Annotated in this window: 2 protein-coding genes; both read right to left on the bottom strand. The window is 52.9% G+C overall.

All coding sequences use genetic code 11. The features are described from left to right. Nucleotides 1-335: ATP-binding protein (locus MWU84_RS23960; RefSeq protein ID WP_246906539.1), on the bottom strand; the 335-nt coding region annotated here is incomplete at its 3' end. A 24-nt stretch (nucleotides 336-359) separates the two neighbouring features. Next, nucleotides 360-857 carry a transposase gene (locus MWU84_RS23955; protein WP_348647900.1) on the bottom strand — a complete coding sequence of 166 codons (498 nt, stop codon included), beginning with the start codon at nucleotides 855-857 and terminating at the stop codon, nucleotides 360-362. Nucleotides 858-956 lie beyond the last annotated feature (99 nt).

The following is a 956-nucleotide window of genomic DNA, read 5'->3' as shown; positions in this document are numbered from 1 at the left end:
TTGCCCGTTCCAGAGGCCCCGGTGAGGATGATGTTTTCCTTCCGGGCCATAAAATCCAAGGTTCCCAGGCGCGCGAACATGTTCCTGTCCAGGTTACGCTGTTGGGCATAGTTCACCTCGGCCAGGTTGGCGGACTGTGCGAACCCCGCCTGTTTCAACAACCGTTGGATCTTCCTGTTCTGGCGGTCCTCCCACTGGTGGTCCGTGAGCAGGGCCAGGTATTCATCGGCGGTAATATCGGCAACACCGTTGTCCCTTACATGTTGTAGGTGCAGTTGGGCCATGGCCGTAAGGCGCATCTGTTTCAATTTTTCGATCGTCTGTTCATTGTTCATAATATATTGGATTTAAGTTATGTATTATTGGTAAGCGGAGGCGCCCCGTATGTTCCCATGGTCCGGGATATGGCTTTTGTCCTCTTCAAGGTCCCGGTAGAACAGGGAGCTTTTGTCCAGGTTGTTCTTCAGGATATTCTTGATCCGTATATATGTGGCGGCATCTGCCTGTAGGGCCCTCTTGCAGGCATTGTCCAAGCGTTCTGCCCCATAGGCCTTATGGAGCTGTATGACTCCCATCGCCCTTTTGTATCCTATTTCCGGATAGTCCCCCTTAGCAAGTATTGCCTCCACACAGCCCAGTACATGGTCGCCGTGTCGGGCCGCTTTCCTTTTAAAGAACTCCGGGCTCCAGTCGCTATAATATTTATGGGTACTGCTAAGGTGTTCTTTATTGGTATTATAGCTGCCTTTTTCCGGATGGCGCCCGTGCAGCGCGATCCGCCGCTGGTGGTAGTACACCTCCACCATGGAACCCGTATAGTGGATGGTCGTCTCCTTTCCGATATAACGGTAGGGCACGCTGTAATAGCTCTTGTCCGGGGAGAAGTATACATAGCCCATCTTCTGGACCTTGGCCCTGCGGTAATCCTTTAGCTCGTACGCACTCCCGGGCAGGGG

This window comes from Arenibacter sp. F20364 (assembly GCF_023015905.1).
In the GTDB taxonomy this organism is placed as follows: Bacteria; Bacteroidota; Bacteroidia; order Flavobacteriales; family Flavobacteriaceae; genus Arenibacter.
Note: the sequence above shows the minus strand (reverse complement) of the source record. Positions and strands in the feature narration are given on the sequence as shown.